This is a genomic window from Marinimicrobium sp. C6131, from assembly GCF_026153455.1.
Classification (GTDB): Bacteria; Pseudomonadota; Gammaproteobacteria; order Pseudomonadales; family Cellvibrionaceae; genus Marinimicrobium.
Map to the genome: position 1 here is coordinate 3,811,844 of NZ_CP110629.1, position 18,309 is coordinate 3,830,152.

The 18,309-nt window shown below is 58.0% G+C and carries 3 protein-coding genes; all 3 read left to right on the plus strand.

Translation table 11 applies throughout. The annotated features are described in order from the left end of the window. Positions 1 to 49: 49 nt before the first annotated feature. The 3 genes from OOT55_RS16215 (at position 50) to OOT55_RS16225 (ending at position 18,298) form a co-directional block, all read left to right on the plus strand. Positions 50 to 13,687 (plus strand): filamentous hemagglutinin N-terminal domain-containing protein, encoded by a 13,638-nt coding sequence (locus OOT55_RS16215; RefSeq protein ID WP_265366882.1) that lies wholly within the window; start codon positions 50 to 52, stop codon positions 13,685 to 13,687. Positions 13,688 to 13,734: 47 nt separating this feature from the next. After that, complete coding sequence (locus tag OOT55_RS16220) at positions 13,735 to 15,603, plus strand: ShlB/FhaC/HecB family hemolysin secretion/activation protein (RefSeq protein ID WP_265366883.1); 1,869 nt, start codon at positions 13,735 to 13,737, stop codon at positions 15,601 to 15,603. 130 nt (positions 15,604 to 15,733) lie between these two features. Further along, complete coding sequence (locus tag OOT55_RS16225) at positions 15,734 to 18,298, plus strand: glycoside hydrolase family 9 protein (protein WP_265366884.1); 2,565 nt, start codon at positions 15,734 to 15,736, stop codon at positions 18,296 to 18,298. The last annotated feature ends 11 nt before the right edge of the window (positions 18,299 to 18,309 follow it).

Consider the following 18,309-nt stretch of genomic DNA (forward strand, 5'->3'; position numbering starts at 1 on the left):
CAGGCCCGATCTGATCTCTCGGGCCTTACGTCTGATAAGGATTGTTACCATGACGCCTCCCTCCTCTCGCGCGAATACCGCTCTGTCCTTCTCCAAGCGCAAGCTCTATTTGGCCATGCTGGCCTGTTCTCCATTGGTTATGTCTCAGCCGGCGGCAGCTGGCCCGGAAGGGGGGCGCATTACCGGAGGCTCAGCCCAGATATCGGCAGAGCAGAAGCAGACCCTGATTGAGCAATACTCGGATCGAATTGCAATCGACTGGGACAGCTTTGATCTGGATGCCGACGAGGTGGTCAGCTTTCTACAGCCAGGCGCGGATTCGGTGGCGCTTAACCGCATACTGAGCGAATCGGCCTCGGATATTCGTGGACGTATCAATGCCAACGGCCATGTGGTGCTGGTCAACCCCCGAGGCATAGTGTTCGGTGAGTCGGCTCAGGTCAATGTGGGCGGCCTGCTGGCCAGCGGTCTCGATATCGGCGTTGATGATTTTATGAATGGCGATTTTGCCTTTTCCGCGCTGGACGGAGCCGAAGGTGCGGTCATCAACCAGGGAACGCTGCAGGCGTCACTGGGTGGTTCGATAGGGCTGCTGGGTAAAGCCGTCACTAACGAAGGGCTGATCCGCGCTGAACTGGGGTCGGTAACGCTGGCCGCGGGTAAAGAGGCGGTGATGACGTTCGATAGCGACGGCCTGATGGGTATACGGGTAACCGAGTCCATTCTTCAGAATGAGTTGGGCGTCGATCCCGCGGTACTGAATGAAGGTTCCATTGAAGCCAAGGGTGGCCGAGTACTTCTGACTGCTTCAGCCAGCCGGGACGTATTCTCCCAGGCGGTCAATACTGGTTCGCTGGCGGAGGCGCGCAGCGTGGTTATGCATGATGATGGCAGCTTTACGCTGCGCGAAGGGGCGGATCTGGTCAATACGGGTGAGATTCGGGTCGGGCACTCGCAGCACGCCGGTAGCGCGGTCCTGTTGGGCGAGAACGTCACTCAGAGTGGCCTCGTTGAAGCCAATACCGAAGATGGTGGTGGCGGGCGAGTTGAGCTCAATGCTCGGGATACGACCTTACTGAAACGCGGCAGCGAAACTCAGGCGCAGTCCTCTGTTGACGGGCAGGGTGGTGAAGTCATGGTGCTGGGCCAATATGTAGGCGCTGAGGCCACTGCGTCTGTAGGCGCTTCAGGAGCGGAAGGCGGCGGGCGCATTTATCTTGGGGGCGACTATCGGGGTGAAAATCCCTGGTTGCCCAATGCAGAAAAAACGATTGTGCAGGCACAAGTCGAGCTAAAGGCCAGCGCCGCGGCTAGTGGCGACGGTGGTCGAATTATCGTCTGGGCTGACGAGAGTACAAGGTTTGATGGTCATATCGAAGCTACCGGCGCATCGGATGGCTTGGGTGGCTTTGCGGAGGTGTCCGGGAAGAGACAGTTGGCTTTCTCTGGAAAGGCTGACTTGTTCGGGGGAAACGGTGCGGGAACGCTTCTTCTGGATCCAGACGAAATTGTCATTGTCGAGAGAAGCGACGGGAGTCTGGAGTACGATGAAGACGGAAGTTACCAAATCGAATTTGATGGTGGGGATCCAGTATTTAGCATTTCTCCGGGAACAATAGTAAGTAACTTGCAGAGCAATGGCGGATCAAATGTCATTCTTCAAGCTACTAACAGCATTTCGGTAGATGACGCTATAAATGCCCGTACGAACACATCTGATTCATGGCTTAAATTCCAATCCGGTGGAAGTATATCGATAAAACAGAATATTTCCTTGGGAAGTAGTAGCTTCGAGGCAATCGCTGGGCATGAAACCTGTGGTGATGCGTTATGCCAAGGCGAAGTAGGGAGCAGGGCCATTACTCTTGCTCCCGGGAAATCGATACAGTCGTCCGGAGAGATCGTTCTAAACGCTACAGATAGTATTGAACTGGAGGGAGGTGACGATAGCCAAATTTCAGGTTCCTCCATCACACTAAAATCCCGCAATACCATCAATGTCGGCGCGAACCTTACATCGGAAGAAGGCAGTATCCGTATTCACGCAGGCGACAGCTCCCTTGAGGTCCAGGATCTAAACTATGACTCCGAAGGCGATCATGTCTTCACCGGAGACCTTACAATCTCCGGAGCACTGAACTCCAGCGGCTCTGATATCTTCCTGGACGCCGCAGGCTCGGTCCAACTCTTTGGTGAGGCTCAAACCGTCGGCGGTGACTTTAACGTTGGGAGCTATCATGCTCCAGGGGCATTCTATAGCTTGGAATACGCGGACTCGAATTCAGACGAACGTGTAGCGCTTGACGAAATCACCCGCGAGGGCTCTATAGATACCTCGTCTACTCTTGGCGGCGGGAAGGTTATCATCAAAACCGACGGTTCTGGGTCGGCTAGTGGCGATGTCCGGGTTGGTAGCCTGTTCTTTGGCTACCCCTACAGCGTTGACAGCGAGGACAATGAAAATCCCATTCATCAGCAGACCGGTGGGGTAGATATTACGGCCGCCGGGGATATTAATTTCTCCCGGGTGATCAACTTCAATGATACGGGTCCCAGAGATTCCGATGGGAATGTTGTTGGGGGGCACACTGGGGAGGAAGCGTATTTAACGGCTAAGGCGAACGGTAGTATTAGTTTTGACGCTGACGTCGACTCGCAGAACGCGACTTCGGAAAACGGGTGGTCCAGTACGGCCGGGAGCGCCGTCATTTTTGATCTTTACGGGGATGCTCGGGATGCCCTGAATATTTCGTTGACCGCGGATGCCGATGACGGCGGAGATGGATCAATTACCACATCCGGCGATATCTATACCTCAGGCGGTAATTTTAGCGCCTCGGGTCAGACCATAAACTTTGGTGGCGCCGTTATAACCCGGTACGCAAATGCGCTTGAGGATGGAGAGATTGAGGTCAACGATGAGAAGCGTTATGGAGTGGCTGACTGGTCCACGGGGGGTAACGTCGAACTGAGCGTTTCGGAAGAAGTGTCGCTGGGAACCATTGTGACGGCGGATAGTTGTACTAACGGTGGCTGCGAAGGAAATTTCACCCTGTCGATGGATGTGGAGGGTTCCCCCTCCGAAGAGCTCCTGGTGGATCAAACCTCCGAATCACGCCTGGATATTGTCGGCAATTTCGTATTTGAAAACCTCAATGAGAACGCCGTGGTGAATCTTGACTTGCGTGGGACAGGAAACCGCCTCCACGGAGGGGGCGCGGCGCATTCGGCGAAAATCACCACCACCGGCGATGTGAGTCTATTTAGCACTACGGATCTCGTTCTGACTGATTTTGATGCGGGAGGATCGCTCTCCGCTGCTGTCCTTGGCGCAATCAATATCGACAGTGACAACGATCTGACGCTGGGCTCCATCACCACTCAACAAGAGGGACAGAACGGATCCAATATTACCATCAATTCCGATGGCTCCCTGTCATTGGAGGACGGAGCGGAGATCAATGCATCGGCCGGGTCCCGTACCGATGGGGGCCCCGGGTTTAACGGTGGGTCCATTGTGGTCACGGCCGATGACAATATCGAACTTGGCGGGAATCTGATTTCCACGGGCGGAGCGGGCAATGATACCAGTACCTTTGGTGACGGAGAACATGGTGGGTCCGGTGGAAAGGTGGAAATCAGGTCTGAGGCTGGCCGCGTAACTCTGTCAGAAATAAACACTAGTGGTGGCAATGGACACTCAGAAAGCCACGCTTGGCGGGCCAATACAGCCAACGGAGGCAGCGGGGGTGACATCATAGTTACTGCCGCTAACGGGATTACCTTAACGGGTGACGTGAGATCCTCAGGCGGTGCGCTGTCGTCGAATGACGCTGAACCCGATGCCTCTCATGGTGAAGGTGGACGTATAGGCTTGAATGACGATGTACTCGTTGATTCTTCGGCACTGGTGATTCGCAATGACGCCGGTCCGATTGACGTCGAGGGGTTGGCGCATGATTCCGATATCCAAGCGGGTGACTTCACCATCACCGGGTCGTTGGGTGCGGTAAATTCGGATTCAGCCTTGACCTTGCATACAGGAAAGACCACGTTCGGTGGCACTGTCGGTGACTCCAATGCCGTTAATTTTACTGAATTGACGATCAATAGCTACGGCGATGTCCAGTTCGGTGGAAACTCGGCCCCGGTCGCGGACAGGATTCAAGTCAATGCGACTGGCACTGGCGGGCAATCGCTGGCGCTGACGAATACGGTCAATCATTGGGTTCTGAATGATGGTGTTGAGAGCGACAGCTCTATAACGTTCAAAGAGGAACAGAATCCCCACTTTCATTTCAATGGTTTCTCCGCGCTGATTGGCGGTAGCGGGACAGATCACTTCGCGGTGTCGCATAGTGATGCGGTTTACACCATCACGGACAATGGTGGTGAGGGAAATTCGGTCTCCTCTTATTCTGAAGACGCCCACCTGTGGACTTTGACCGGCGACGGTTCGGCGAACAGTCTGACGTCACGAACGGGCTCATCCACCAGTATCACGTTTTCCGGTATCCAGGTGCTGAAAGGCTCTGGCGACGACCACCTACAGGGACGCAACAGCAACACCGATTGGGTCTACAGCGTTGACGATCGGTGGACGCTCTTTGAGCCGGACACGAACACGAATCCATTGGTTGCCTTTGATGGTATGAGCACAGTGGTCGGTGGTGACGGCAATGACCGCTTCACCCTGTCGGTCGATGCGGTCTACACCGGCGCAATCGATGGCGGTGAGCAAGCGGCTGGTTCGGCCAGCACCAACAGCCTGACCATTAACGGCAATCCCAATCTTTGGTATCTGGATGGTCGTACTGAGAGTGCGGTGGTCGAGCGTGATGCAACAGCCAATTTACGACTCGGGAGTTTCAGCCGTATACAACGGCTGGAAGGTACGGGCCAAGACCAGGTCCAGGGCCGCAATGAGGCCACCGATTGGGTCTATGGCGCTGACAGTCAGTGGACCCTCTATGAACCGGATACCACCAATAACGCCCTGATATCGCTGATTGGCATGAGCAAGGTTACCGGTGGTGCGGGTGCGGATCGGTTCATGCTGGTCGAGAACGCCTATTTCGCGGGTGAGGTCGACGGTGGGTCTGAAGCGGGCAATACTCTCTCGGTCAATGGCGGGACCAATCACTGGTACCTGGACCACTCGGCGGCCGATAGGGCGGCCGTACAGGAAGGGGGTGATACCCGGGTCGAAGCCTTTCGTGGTATTCAAACACTGGAAGGCGCGGGAGCAGACACTTTTTACGGACGCGACCAGGGTACCGACTGGGAGCTTACCGCGGGTACGACCTTGTCGGATAACCAATGGACTCTGAACGAAGTCGACGCGGAGGGTCTTAAGAATCTGACACTGTCGGGTATGGCTTCGTTGGTGGGTGGGTCAGCCGAGGACAGCTTTACACTCACAGCCGGAACCGCGTTTGACGGCGCACTGGATGGAGGCCTCACGGCGAGTAACAGGCTCAGTCTGGCCAGTGATGATAATCACTGGACCGTCACGCACTTTGGCGATAATGGCGCGACCGGTTCTGTGGTCGATCGAATCAATCAGTTTGTATCATTCGGCACGCTGTCCGGTAGTGGTGGAGATGTATTTGCCGCACCTGATGTCGCCAATGTGTGGATGTTGGGCGGCGCTGGTTCGGGCACTCTGGCCCCCGTTTCTGATCCCGACGAAATGATTCAGTTTGATGGTATGGCAGCCCTGGTCGGCGGCGTTACTACCGATACCTTTACCGTCTCAGGTGATACGCTCTTTGCTGGCGTGATTGATGGTGGTGCTGGCGCTAACGACACGCTGAATCTTGAAGGCCTGACGCAAGCCGTCACCGTGGGGATGCTGGCGCCGGATAACCAGGCGTCAGGTTGGGTGGCCCGGACTGACGACGATATCACTATCCGCAATATCGAAACCCTGACCGCCGCCGAAGCTGGCAATGACGTTGCCGGCGGTACCGGCAATCAGCTTTTGGGGCCCCTGTCGGGCTATTACCTGTGGACTCTGACCGGCGAAAATACCGGCACTGTTCAACCCACCTCGGGCGAGTCCCAACCCAATAACAGCGCTGATCGCGTACTGGATTTTTCCGGCTTTGCTTATCTGGTGGGTGGCGAGGACAGCGATTTCCGCTTTGACGGCGGAGATGCCGTGGGCGGAATAACCGGTGGTAGCGGCAATACCTGGCTGGATTATTCACTGGCGATCGGAGACCTGTGCGTCAACCTGCTTGCGGGCAGTGAAGCCTGCGATGGTCCTCTGTTGGATAACATCGATGGGGTGATTGGCAACAGCAGTTCTGGCTTCAACAGTCAGTTGCGGGCCAATGGTAATGAGGATTACGTCTGGCGAATTCAAAATAATGGACACAGCCGTGCTGATGGGATCAATGACGGGGCCTTCGAATACGACGGGGACGACGTCGAATTTATTGACTTCAATCAGCTGGTGGGTGGTGCCAGTGTGGATACCTTCCTGTTTGAAAGTGGAGGAAGACTGACCGGTTACGTCGATGGCCGGGCCGGCAGTGACATCGTTGATACCCGGCAACTTGGTGCCGCCGTGGCGTTTCGGCTCAGGGAGCAGGCTCCAGACGGCACCAGTGGTTCACCCTTATGGCTCAAGGGTATGGAAACCATTCGGGCCCACACTGATCGTGAGAATCTGTTGATCGGCCCGGACCTCCAAAGTGACTGGATAATTGATCGGGCCAATGGTGGTCGTCTGGTAGCCGAGGGTCAGACGGTCAGCTTCACGGGCATCCAGACCCTTTGGGGTGGCTCGAATCAAGATGATTTCACCTTGGTACGAAATGGCGGGCAGACCGGCTCCTTAAGCGGCGGCGTTAATGGTGGCGAGGGCACAGATACTCTGACCATTGGCAGCGCCGATGGCGAGGCAATCGACTGGACGGTGGACGGTTTTGCCGCAGGCAGTGCCGATCGGGCTGGTACCTTCACGGGTATCGAGGTTTTGGCCGGAGGTCAGGGGGATGATCGCGTTACCTTGACCGGCGCTCAGGCCTGGGTGCAAAGCATCGCCGCCGGCGCCGGTACCAACACGCTCACCTACGATGTCGATCCTAACGACGTGAACGCAGCGACCTGGGCTTTGAGTGGGCCTCGCAACGGCTCGGTGACATTGGGTGATGCGGAAAACGGTATCAACTTTACCGCCACCAGTGCGCTGACGGGGTCGGGCAACGACACTCTGCGAGGTACCGATAACCCCAGCGAATGGACCATCTCCGGCGCGCATGAGGGCACGCTGGAAACATCGGCTTCGGGCGACGAGCAAGCCCTAAGCTTCGCCGGCATAAGCACCCTCTCTGGTGGCAGCGGTGACAATACCCTGACCGCCAGCGGCCCAAACACTTGGGTGCTGACCGACACAGGTACCGGCAGCCTCAATGAAGTGCTGAACTTCAATGGTATGGATGAATTGGTCGGTGATGGCGAGAACAACTCCCTGCAGGGTCCGAACCGAGATAACTATTGGCTCCTGACCGGTTCGGATCAGGGAGTAGTTTCTGCTGCGAGCGGAGATGCAGCCAGCCCCGCCGTGGAAGGAACCGCCACTGACTTTGTCGGCATGATGACATTGGTTGGTGGGCAAGAGGGCGACCAGTTTGTGGCGTCAGCCACGGGCGCTTTGTTCTCCGGTCTGCTCAACGGAGGTGAGCCCGTCGGTCAAGTGGATGATCGAGACAGTGTCGACCTGAGCCAACGTTCGTCAAACGAGCGGATCACCGTGGGAATGGGGGATGCCCTGGATGTCGATGTGAGCATCGTCAATATCGAAACCCTCACAGCCAACCCTGATGCCAATAGCGGGAATCAGGGACACATTCTGAAAGGTCCTCAAGAGGGTACCTACCAGTGGATTATTACCGACATTAACACCGGTAAGGTGTTCCCCGAGAACAATGAGCGGACCGACACCATCCTGGCCTTTCATGACTTTGCTTTTCTGGAAGGCAGTGAGAACAATGTGTTTGCCTTCGAAGGCGGAGACCTGACCGGCGGGGTAACCGGTGGCAGTGGCTCCAACTTCCTGGATTACTCCAATAGCGACGAGGATATCTGCATCGCCCTGCTGGGCGGAGTCTCCGGGTGCGATGGCATGGCCATGGAGGGGATCAACGGTATTATCGGCAATCACACCGATAACGCGTCACCCAACAGTACGTTGCGCGTGGTGGGTGACGGCGATTACACCTGGAGCGTGCAGAAACTTGACGAGCTGGCCTCCAGCGATGGCATCAACGACGGCATCTTCGACATCGGTGGCGATAATGAAATCCGTTTTATCGACTTCAATCATCTGGTGGGCAGTGACGGCAATAACCGGTTCGAGTTTGTCGGCTCCGGCGAGATCACCGGCTCAGTGGACGGCGGTGCCACTCGCGGGAATGGCCGCAATGTGATCGATACCACTGGCTCTGATTATGGTTTTGCCTTCTGGCAGTCAACGCCGTCGGGGTCAGGCGAGACGGACACCGCTTTGAGGGTACAGAACATTCAAACGCTGAGCGCACGCAACGACCGGCATAATGTGCTTCACGGTGTTGACAGCGAGGCTACCTGGACGGTCACCGGCACGGACTCGGGCTACCTGGGTAACGATTCGCTTCGCTTCGAGGGGGTTCAACATCTGAAGGGCGGTTCTGCAAGGGATACCTTTGTGGTGAACACCGGGGGACTAATCACCGGCGCCATCGACGGTGGCGGAAACGATGACACCCTTGAGGTAACGAGTGAAGGTGACGACTCGATTCACTGGAGGGTCAGCGGGAAAGATCAGGGCTCGGTCGAGGATCGTGTTGCGTCCTTTACGGGCCTGTCCGACCTTCTTGGCGGTGAAGGCGATGATCGCTTTACCCTGACATCGGCGGCACAGGTCTCCGGCATCGACGGTGGTAACGGCGACAATGGATTGGCGTATCAACTTTCCGATAGCGAAACTGCCGAGCAGGCGGCCCAGTGGCGGCTGACCGGTCAGTATGACGGCGAGATTGAAACGGCGAATGGCAGGATCAGTGGCTTTGAAAACATTCACTCACTGGCTGGTTCCGGTCACGATACTCTGACCGGCGACAATGTGGCGACGCGTTGGCTGATCAGTCATTCGGATGGCGGTTCGGTGGGGGCGGAATCCACGGTAAGCCAACACTATATGGCCTTTGAAGGCATGGCCACGCTTGTGGGCAATACCCAAGCGGATCACTTCTCGATTCTCGACAGCGGCAACGACTTCAGCGGTGTGTTGAAAGGCGGTGCCAGTGGCAATAATCGTCTCAGCGCAAATCAACACAATAACGCCTGGGCTCTGAGCGGTGCTGGCCGTGGAACGCTCAATGAATCAATTGTATTCGAGGCAATCCAGACGCTGGTCGGCGGTGGTGAGGGCAACACCTTGAGAGGGCCCAACCGGGATAACCGTTGGTTATTGACGGAGGCAAGGCGCGGCACGGTATCCGAACAGGGCATCAGTGGCACCAGCACTGAGTTTGTCGGGATGGAAACCCTGGAGGGCGGCGCTCGCAATGATCTGTTCGTAGCGGGCGGCGCACTGACGGTCGGCCAGTTGGCCAGCTTTGAACAGCTACGCGGCGGAACTCAATCTGAGGGAGGCGTCAATGCGTTGGACCTTACCGCGCTGTCTGACAATGGGCCGGTCTCGGTCGGACTCGATGGGCTCAACGACGTCGACATTCAGGTGGCCGGAATTGAACAGATTGATGCCCAGGGCGCTGGCAATCGCCTGTACGGTGCCTCCGACGCGGCCTACTCCTGGGTGGTTAATGCGCTCAATGCCGGGCAGGTTTCCCCAACCGCATCCGGCGCGAGTGACGCGGGTGTCACATTCACGGGTTTCACTGAGCTGACCGGCGGCACCCATAGCGATACCTTTGCATTGCTGGGCACCGGCAATGTGGACGGTACTATTGAAGGCGGCGATGGCGATGGTATCGATCTGGTGGACTATTCCAATCAGGCCGGCGATGTCGTGGTCACCGTGGGCGATATCGATTCGGATATTCTCGGCATTGAGGGCGTGGTCGGAAAAAGTGGCACCGGTGCCAGCGACACCACCAGTACCTTGAAAGTTGCAGACGGAGTGACGGATTCGGTTGCCTGGACCATCCAGCGATTGGCCGATCTGCCTAACAGCGATGGCGTAAACGACGGAGAGGTGGCCATCGACAATCACCAGCCGTTCTATTTTATCGACTTCAATGTGCTGGAAGGTGGTGACGGGCAGGATGCGTTTGTTCTTCGGAACGAAGGCCAGCTGGTCGGTCAGATCAATGGGCGGGGCGATTTCAATACGGTATCCACTCAGGAAGCGGAGCTGGCGCACCGGTTTACGGTGGGCGATCGCGAGAACAACGAAACCCGGTTGGTCAATATCGACTCGTTGACCGCCAGCCTGGATCGCGACCATCAACTGGTCGGTACCGGCGAGGGAAACACCTGGCGTTTACAGGAGCGCGGTGCGGGTGAACTCGAAGGACAATTGAGCTTTCGGGGTATCGATCATCTGGTGGGTGGAAACGGTACTGACAATTTCATTTTTTCGGGCGATGGTCTGGTCAGTCGCATTGAGGGGCGCGGCGCTCTGGCAGACAATATCCTCAATATCGAGAACACCGCCGAGCCGCTGCTGATCTCCCTGGACCTCAACAACCAGGGCGCTGATGTTCGTGTCAGCGGCGTTGGTAGCCTGGTTGGCAACCGCGACATCAATCACCGGCTTCAGGGCGAAGACCGATCCAACACCTGGGTGATCGATGGTCAGGACAGCGGTTCGCTCAATGGTGATATCCGTTTCGCCGGCTTTGTCGACCTGCTCGGCAATAGCAAGACGGATCGTTTCGAACTGCATGGTATCGGAGCCGTGAGCGGCGCAATTGACGGCGCGGGTGGTGAAGACACCCTCGATCTGTTTGAGCTGGCCGACGATCGAAAACTCAAGTTGGCGGTGGAATCTCCGTCCTCAGAGGACGCACCGACGGCTGATCTGCAGGTGTTCAATATCGATACCCTGGCGGCACCTACGGCCGCCGGTCATACCCTGATCGGGCGCGCGGACGAAAACCTCTGGGTGCTGGACGGCGAGAATCGGGGCACACTCGGTGACCTCAATTTCACGGGAGTGGCCAATCTGATCGGCGGTAATGGCACCGATGTCGTCGAGTTTCTGTCGGGCGGGTCGTTGCAGGGCTATATCGATGGTCGCGACGGCGACAACACCGTGGACATGTCCGAGGTCAACCGGCTCGTGGCTGTGACAGTGGGGGAAGCCCGCGGAGACCTGCGCAACATCACCCATTTCATCGGGAACAATACCAAAACCACCTTGACTTCTCTGCACGCCGACAACAGCTGGCGGCTTGATCGGGGCGAAAACGCCGGTACGCTCAACACCCGCCTGAGTTTCGAGGGCGTTACCGACCTGATTGGAGGCGAGGGCGTTGATACGTTCCGTCTCGACGGCGGTGGCGTGACCGGCCTGATTGACGGTGCTTCCGGCAATGACCAGTTTCTGATGAACCTGCCCACCGGTGTCGAAGGCAATCAGCGTCTGAGCGGCGGCGCAGGCGATGATGAGTTGCGGGTGTCTGGCGGTGATGCCGATTATCAGGTGACCTACAGCCCGCGCACTGGTGGTGAGGAACAGCTACGCTACACGGCCGGCAATGGCAATGTCTTCGGTGTTGAGTTCTCGCAGCTGGCACAGGTGCAGGATAATGTGCTGGCCAATGTGTTGACCATCAATACTCGCCTGAATCCGGATACGGTGGTGGCGAACAATAATCGGGTTCAAGTCAGTGATCTGGCGCAGCTCAATTACACCAACAAAACCAACCTCACTCTCGCCGCCAATACCGACGATGTGGTGGATCTGGTCGGTGCCCTGTCCGTGCCCGGGCGCCTGGAAATTCGCAACGCCCGGGTAACCCAGAGTGCGGACGAGGCCTTGTCCGCACGCGAGCTGCGTCTGGTCTCGGTCAGCGAGTTTGGCTCCGTCGAGAGCCCCATCGAGACCGGGATTGAAACCCTGATGGCGGATGTCGGCACCGGTGGCCTGGCGCTGCGTAATAGCGAAGCCCTGGTGTTGAAAGAACTGCGCAGCCTGGGGCGTGCGCAGGTGACGGCTCGAGGCAATCTTACCAGCGACGCGGATCTTTCCGTCGCGGGTGTCACTCACTTTGCGTCCGAGCAGGCGGGTATCTATCTGGATGGCGGCAACCGTTTCAGCAATACCGTTCATCTTGATGCCGCCCACGACATTGAGCTGCATCATCAACGCGAGTTGTTGTTGGGCGATGTGCAGGCTCAGACCTTCGCACTCAGTAATCGCGGCGATGTTACCCAGAGTGATGGCACTTGGACGATCGACATCCTGGATCTGTCCGTTGATGGAAACCTGCAGGCCATGAACGAGAACAACCGCATTCAGGGACTGCGTGCGGACCGGGTGGGTGATCTGACGTTGAACAGTCGTGAGGCATTGCGTCTGGATAGCATCGACAGCGACGGTCAGGTGCGGGTTGGTGGTCGGGGCCTGTCGATTGAAAACCGGATCAGCGCCGAAAGCCTGAATCTCGATGCACAAAACGGCAGCCTGGCCATCAATCGTTCAATAACCGCAAACGATATTCAGCTTGCCGGTGAGCGGATCGTGCAGGACGCCGAGGTGATCAGTGGTGGCGCCCTGAGCATTAACGCCCAGGACGCTATTGAACAGAATGCTCGACTGACGGCGGTGGCGGATATTCAGTTGGACGCCGGGGGTGAGCTGACCATGAGCCGCTCGGCGCGCACCGAAACCCGATCCGGCAACATTGAGTACGCCGCGGGCGACAGTCTGACCGTCAGTTACCTCGACAACCCTGAGGGCACCATTGCGCTGCGCAGTGGCCGGCGCATTGAATCCGCTCTGGAAGCGCAGACGACAGGCGTGATTGCCCAGCGAATCGAACTGGCGGCCATTGACGGCATCGGTGCTGGACAGACCATCGCGCTTGATACCCGTGAACTGCACGCCACCAATAACCGGGGCCGGATCGACCTGGGCAATACCGGGGACGTGCGGATCGATCGCCTGGCCAACAATGACGATATTGTGTTTTTCAACGAAGGCACGGTGACCCTGGATAACCGGGAAGGGCCGGTATTTGATCGTTCCGCCGAGGGTGCCATTGAGGCCGGCGGTGTGGTGAATGCCAACTACGATGTCGGTACCGTGCGTTTTACCGTCGCGGAGGGCAGCCTGCTGGGACTGGGTGCCATCAATGTGAACAAGCCGGACCTGGTCGGCCGGCGAGGCCTTTTTGTTGTGAGTGGCGATATCGGGTCGGTGGCCCGGCCGCTGGTCATGTACTTCAAGGACTCGCTGGTTCTGCAGGGCATTCGGAGCTGGCAGCCTGTCTGGGGCTTTGGCCAGATACCGGAAACATTCGAAAACAACTCGGCCATTCAGTTCAGCAATCAGGAGCTGACCAGTGCCGGTGAACAGATGGTGGAAGTGGAAAGCCTGGAAGACATTGACCCCGCCATTTTCACCGCAGTACGCAACTACAGTTTCGACGAAGTCTCGATTCTTATGCCACCGGATCAGCGCTACGGCAATGAGGAGGAAGACGAGGAACGGTATTCCGCGTACTGAGTGTGTTCAATCATAACGATCAAAAAACAGGGATTAAAGGACGTTTCATGAGTGCCGTATCAACAGCTCTGAAAGTGGTGGGTCTGGCCTGCCTGGGCTTCGCCACCACGCCATGCCTGGCGGGCAGTTTTCTGGAAATGCCGGATACCACCGAGGTGCCGGATCTGGAAGAGCAGAGTCTGCGTCTGGATCTGGATGTGCCCCCCGTGCGTGACCGCAGCCCCGACCCCCAGGCAGGCCCCCGGCTGAACGTGCGCGAATTTCGCGTGCAGGGTCTGGTGGAATACCCGGAACTGGGCATTACCCGGGCCGAAGTGATGGAGAAAGTCGAAGCGTTGCGCTTCGATATGATGGATGAGGATGCCATGCTGGAATCGGGCTATACGCTCGATGAGCTGGCATCGCTATCGGATCTGATTGCGGAAATCGAAGAGGACACCAAAGATCGCCACGTCGGTCCGCTGGAAGTGCAGCGCGTGGTGTTTCATGTGCGTGAGCAGCGGCGGCAACGGGGCATTACTCTGGGCATGATTGAAACCGTTGCCGATACCATCACCCGGTATTATCGCGAGCGGGGCTTCATTCTCGCCAAAGCCTATATTCCCGAACAGCGTGTGCGCGACGGCGTGGTCAACCTCACCGTGCTGATGGGCAACCTTGGCGAGGTGCGGGTGGAGAACAATGACCACTATCGGGACCGTACCCTGGCTCGGGTGTTCGATGGCGTGCTGGATAAACCGGTAAAAGCGGGCGTCATTGAAGAGCGCCTGTTTTTTGTCAACGATTTGCCCGGTGTGCGGGCGCGCGGTTTCTTTGAGCCCGGTCAACAGGTGGGCGATTCGCGCATGGTCCTGAATGTCACCGACGAGCGTCGGCTCGATGCCAACCTGCGCATCGATAACCACGGCTCGGAATCCTCCGGCGAGTATCGACTGTACGGCGATGTCTATTGGCACAACCCACTGGGTATTGGCGATCAACTGCAGGTCGGGGTGCTCAACTCCTACGAGCCGGACAACTCCCTGTATGGCATGTTCCGCTACCGGGTGCCCGTCTACTTTCCGCGCCTGAAGTTTTCGGTGGGCGCCTCCAGCAATGACTTCGTGGTCGGGCAGTCGAGTTCCGATGATATTGATGCATTGAATATTGAAGGTCGTTCAGAGGTGCTCGACGCGGCGCTGGACTATCAACTGCGTCGCACCCGTCTTAAGAACCGGTCGGTACACCTGCGCTGGGCGGAAATCGGCTCGGAAATGGACTTTGTCAACTCGGCGTTGGTGCGGCACAGCGTTGTTCGCAATCTGACGCTGGAGTACCGCTTCGATCGCCTGGATGAAGCGCGACGCTTGCTGCACCAAGGGGGGCTGAGCGTTACCCGAAGCGAGTTCAGCAAGGTGGACCCGATGGATGAGCAGTTACCTCAGACGCCGACCCTGGTGAATATGGACTATACCCTGCTCGGCTTCTGGCGGTTACCCTTCACCGAGTTGGGGACCCGGGTGATCAGTCGCACCTCACTGCAGTACTCGGGCGAAGCGCTTTCGTCGGTGAATCAGTTCTCTCTGTCCGGTCCGCGCAAGGCGCGCGCTTATGCCCTCAATGCCTATTTTGCGGACGACGGTGTACACACCGGTGTCGACTGGATTTTCCCCGGTTTCGGGCCACTGAAAGACGCGTTGCAGCCCATGCTGTTTGCTGACTATGGCTACGGGCAGCGTTACGCGATCCTGGAAGGGGATGAGGACACCGAGGGGGAGTTCAGCAATATTGGTCTGGGTTTTCGGGTCAGTGTGGCCGGGGTGCGTGGCTCGCTCACCCTGGCTAAGTCCCTCGCGGCCCGCAATACGGCGCTGGAGGATGATAGCGATATTGAGGACGACGTCCGGGCCTACTTCGATCTCCAGTATAGTTTTTAGATGTCGTAGACCACTTAACATTCGAAAAAAGGTGCCGGTTGGGGTATGGTTACCCTCAAGTAGATGGTCATATTGAATATAAGGGCCTTCTGCGATTCCACGATAACGAGGGGTAACCATGATAAAGAGAGTGAAGTCCTTATTCAGACCCGTGGCGGTCGGGCTATGCGCCGCCGCGCTGGTCACGGCCTGCGCGACCCAGCCCGGCAGCGACACCCTGACGCTCAACGAGCGTGACTACTTCGAGCGCCCCGGCGTCAACGTGTTGGCGTTCGCCAACCCGCCCGGCGGCCTGTTCTTCGACGCCAAAACCAGTGGTGTGGAAATCATCCACCACGGTGAACGCACCGCCACCAACGGCGATGTGCGCCTGCTGCCCACCCCCGAACAGTGGGACGGTATGGGCCAATTGGTCGAGCGCCGGGTCATTCGGGACGGCCAGCGGGTGGAAACCCAGTTGGCCTATCCGGAACACGACTTTGAATACACCGTAGTGACCGAGGCCCACGGCGACAAGGTGCGGATGCGCGTGGTGCTTGATGAGCCGCTGCCCGCGTCCCTGGAAGGCAAGGCTGGCCTGAACATGGAATTTGTCCCGGCGGCCTATTTCGGCAAGGGTTACCTGGCCGATGGCGTGGCCGGCACTTTCCCGCGCCACCCCGCCGGCCCGATGATCGTCAAAGATGGCCTCACCGAGTCCACCCCCTTTGCCCAGGGCCAGCACCTGGTACTGGCGCCGGAAGACCCCAAACGCACCGTGAGCATCCGCAACCTGCGCGATGAGCGCGAACTGATGCTCTACGACGGTCGCAACAAGGCCCAGAACGGCTGGTACGTGGTGCGCAGCCTGCTGCCCGCCGGGGAGTCCGGGGTGGTGGCCGAGTGGGAACTGGATATCAACGGCATCCCCGGCTGGACCCGGGATCCGGTCATCAGTTATTCCCAACTGGGCTATCATCCGGCGCAGAACAAGCGTGCCATCATTGAGCTGGACGCCAATGCCCAGCCCGAGGGGGCGGCGCGTCTGCTGCGGGTCAAGGACAGCGGCGCCACTGAGGTGGTCAAGCAGGGTACCCCGGAGACCTGGGGCGACTACCTGCGCTACCAGTATCTGACCTTCGATTTCTCCGATGTCACCGAGCCCGGCCTTTACCAGTTGGCCTATGGCGACCAGACCACGCTGCCCTTTCCGATTGACGATAAGGTGCATGAGAACACCTGGCAGCTGACCCTGGATGTGTTCTTCCCGGTGCAGATGGACCATATGAAAGTGCGTGAAGCCTATCGGGTCTGGCACGGTGCTTCGCATCTGGACGATGCCCTGCAGGCACCACCCAACTACGAGCACTTTGACCTCTTTGCCCACGATGAAAATACCGATACCGACTTCGAGCCCTTCGAGCATATTCCGGGCCTGAACTACGGCGGTTGGTACGACGCCGGTGACTACGATATCCGCACCCAGTCCCAGTACTTCACCGTGCAGCATCTGGTGCACACCTGGGAGCAGTTCGGTATCGATCGGGATAACACCACCGTGTTGCAGGATAAGCGCTACGCGGAAATCCATCGCCCCGACGGCAAGTCCGACATTCTCCAACAAATCGAACACGGTACCCTGGCGCTGATCGCCCAGCACCGGGCCATCGGGCACGCCATTCCGGGCATTGTCGCCTCGCACCTGTACCAGTACCCGCACCTGGGTGACGGTTCCACCAAAACCGACAACAAGGTCTACGACCCGGCGCTGGATCCTCACGCTGACGAACGCGGTGTGGGCGAGATGTACGAGCCATCCACCATTGATCCGACGCCCACCGAAGACGTGATGCCCTCGGACACTATGCGCAGTGGTCGATTTGACGACCGTTGGGCTTTCACCACCAACACCACCGCGCTCAACTACGGCTCCGCCGCCGCATTGGCCGCCGCCAGTCGGGCCCTGAGCGGCTACAACGACGAGCTGGCTGAAGAGAGCCTGCAGACCGCCCGGAACGTCTGGGAGTACGAGCAGGGGCGCGAGCCCAACACCTTCCGCAACGCCAACACCACCGGCGGACGGATTGAGGAAGAGCAACTGAAAGCGGCCGTGGAATTGTTGCTCAGCACTCAGGAGGAAAAATACGCGGACGCGGTGCGCGCGCTGTTGCCGCAGGTCTCCGAGCGCTTTGCCCAGAACGCCTTCATGCTGGCGGCGGCCCTGCCGCTGATGGATGAGGCCTACGAGCGCGACCTGCGCGAACTGACCCAGGCCTATCGGGACAGCATCGGCGAGTTCGAAGCCGAGAACCCCTTCGGCGTGCCCATCACTCGCGGCGGCTGGGCCGGTGCCGGTACCGTGATCAGCTTCGGTATTGCCAACTACTGGTTGAATCAGGCCTTCCCGGAGATCGTTGAGGCGGACCTGGTGCACCGCAGCCTGAACTTCGTGTTCGGTCAGCACCCGGCCTCCAATTACTCGTTTGTGTCGGGCCTGGGGCCGGACTCGGCCACTGTCGCGTACGGCAACAACCGGGCGGATTTCTCCTTCATCCCGGGCGGTATCATCCCGGGCATTCTGGTGCTGCCACCGGACTTCCCGGAAAACAAAAACAACTGGCCGTTCTTCTGGGGTCAGAATGAGTACGTGATTACCGTGGGCGGCAGCTATCTGTTTCTGTCCAACGCGGTGCGCTCGATGTTTGCTCAACCCTGATTGACGCATCA

Coding starts and splice junctions, on each gene's coding strand:
- OOT55_RS16215 (WP_265366882.1), top strand. CDS start 50: ATGACGCCTCCCTCCTCTCGCGCGAATACCGCTCTGTCCTTCTCCAAG.
- OOT55_RS16220 (WP_265366883.1), top strand. CDS start 13,735: ATGAGTGCCGTATCAACAGCTCTGAAAGTGGTGGGTCTGGCCTGCCTG.